Here is a 2,589-nt window from a genome sequence, read left to right as displayed (position 1 = left end):
TCCGGAGCGCGCTAAAGAGATCAAGGACCAGTTACTTTCCAGCAAGGTTGATCAGGACTCAATCAGCGCAATTATTGGCGAGCTAGATCGCTCTGAGCTTATGAGGCTTATGACTGACGATCTAGATGTTTCGGGAATGCGCGTCCCTGCTGATATGCAGCAAGAAGTTAGAGACTACTTAAAGGAACGTGAGGCCGCTAAGCCAGCCTTATTTGAAGAACTATCCGACCTGCTGAAGCAGGTTGGCAGACGTAATGGCTGGACTGATGAAGAAACTGAAGCTGAAATTTCTTCATATGATGGTGCAAGTTATGATCGACTAACTACTGCAATTGATTACTACAAAGCTGAAGGCTACGTTCCCCGCTCCTCGGAGCCTACTGCAGAGCCTGCTGCAGAGCCAGAGCCTACCGCCGAGCCCAAGCCAGAAGCTCAGCCCAAGCCAGAGTTCTTTGACCCAGCTACCAACTTCATGACAGTGGAGCAGAACAACAACGCTTATTGGGAGTGGGCTAAAGAATCCCTTAAAAACGGAACTATGTCTCCAGAAGACCTAGGCGAGCTTATTTCGAGACTAGGTAATGCCATAATAGACTCGCGTACTGCTGCTGAAGCAAAGGACTCGTCCGGAAATGATGTCCGTGGGAACCTCCTAAAGTCAAACGTTTTAAACTATCTAAAAGAAAATCCAAATGCTACGCGGGAAGATCTTGAAGAAGCTTTATACGAGGGTTCGCTCTATAACATTAGCCTAGATAAAGAATTTTATGCGTGGCAAAAGCTACTTGGCTACGACACCTGGTCAATTATTAGAGATGCGCAGCAAAGTCAGTTAAATATCATAGCTACTCAGTATTACAGAGAGGCAAAGCAGAGTCAGGTCAAAGACTCTACAGTCGAGCCTGTGGTAGAGGAGCCCGCAGCTGAGCCTACCCCGGAGCCTACCCCAGAACCAGCCCCTGCTGCAGAAGCCTTGCCTGAAAACACGACACCGAAAAAAGCTTCAGAAGTTAAGTTCGGTGATCGCGTATTTGACAACACCACTAAGTCTTTCGCCACTGTTGTTGGTATTCGCGAAGCTGCAAACAGACCAAACCGAACGATCATCACGCTTCGCTTCGATGATGGTACAGAGCGTTCAGCTATCTATAAAAACAGCGTGGTCTTTCTTGTCGAGTCTAAGCCAGAGTCTGAAAAAGCTCCTGAAAAGCCCGCTGCTACCCAGCCTGACCCTACTCCGGTAGACCAGGACCCACAGGACGCCGCTGAGCAGGGTGATTCTGTCCCTGCCGAGCCTGGTTCTGTGGTTGTCGATGACACTCCAGAAAAACCGACCCCAAGCAAGCAAGCGGCTACAAAGCCAAAGAAGTTTGACCTGAGAGGTGTCCCTGAGGAAGAGCGAGCAGCTGTAATCGAGCTGTGGGATGCAGTAGAAAGTTTTGCAAAGGCAGTCGCCAGAGTCGGAAACCAAACTTTTATCTCCCCTGAGAGATCTATATCTGAGAGAGATAGACAGAAGTATGGAGTCTTCCCAGAAGATGTCTCGGCCGAAATTACCAAATCTATAGAGGAAGCTTTGGGAGTTCGGCTTGTAGAGCCTACCACCGATGCAGTGGATTCAAAGACTGGATACACTAAACGTCAGCCTACTCCAGGCGCATTCACTGGTATGGTAGCAAGACTGGTTGAGGGAAAAACCAAAAAAGAGACTCGCGACATTATTAAGGGCTTACCTGTATTCTGGTTCGACACCGAGACTACCGGAATCTCTAGCTTTGATGGCGACCCCACCAACAACGACGCAGTTCAGGTTGGTATTGTTTTCACTGAAAACGGTGAAGTAAAACGTAGACTAAACATCTATCTAAACCCTGGCATAGAAAATGGAGTTCGACTAGGTAAATGGTCGGCTCAGAATCTTATGCGCGACGTTTTGGATAAAGACGGCAACCCTGTCCTAGATGCAGACGGCAAGCCAAAAACAGAGCTAGTTACAAACGAGTGGCTGTCGAAGCAGATGTCTATTAGCGACGCTGCTGCCAAGATTATAGAGTTCATGGGCCCTAACCCGATCATCGGTGGTCAGAATGTTCCTTTCGACCTTCAGGTATTGAACAGGATGCTTGCTGTTGCCAGGAGAACAGACTTCAGTATTGCTGGAACCATTGACTCTAAGGACCTGGCCGAGGCACTGCTCCCTAAGTACAACAAAAAAGCAGGCATCGACGGCCCTAAGAAGTATGACAAAGAGCGTAAAGACTTCATCCCAACGTCTAGCCTTGGGTTCGTCGCTGAGTTCCTAGGTTTTGATCTCACTCGCTGGCACTCTGCTGATGGTGACGCCGAGGATTCGTGGAAGCTGACTTCTTCTATTCTAGATAGAGCAGCGGCCGAAGATCCAGACCGCACTAACAATCTTATGGATGAAAGGTACATGGCTCAGAGATATGCTGAGAGAATGCAGGAGTTCCTGGCTGCCATAGATCCTAATAACCCATCTACGGCAAAGCAGCACGGAGCAGTTAGGGAAGATGGTTTTGGCGAATACCTAGACGCTCTTGGTTTGAATCCAGTTGCTCAGGTTGCTAT

At 48.6% G+C, this 2,589-nt stretch carries 1 protein-coding gene; it reads left to right on the top strand.

The window, feature by feature from the left end:
• On the top strand, positions 1-2,589 hold a 2,589-nt coding region (locus tag ACILQR_RS16575; RefSeq protein WP_395652460.1), incomplete at both ends, for a hypothetical protein.

The sequence above is a fragment of the Brevundimonas sp. genome (assembly GCF_044239655.1).
Taxonomy (GTDB): Bacteria; Pseudomonadota; Alphaproteobacteria; order Caulobacterales; family Caulobacteraceae; genus Brevundimonas.
Note: the sequence above shows the minus strand (reverse complement) of the source record. Positions and strands in the feature narration are given on the sequence as shown.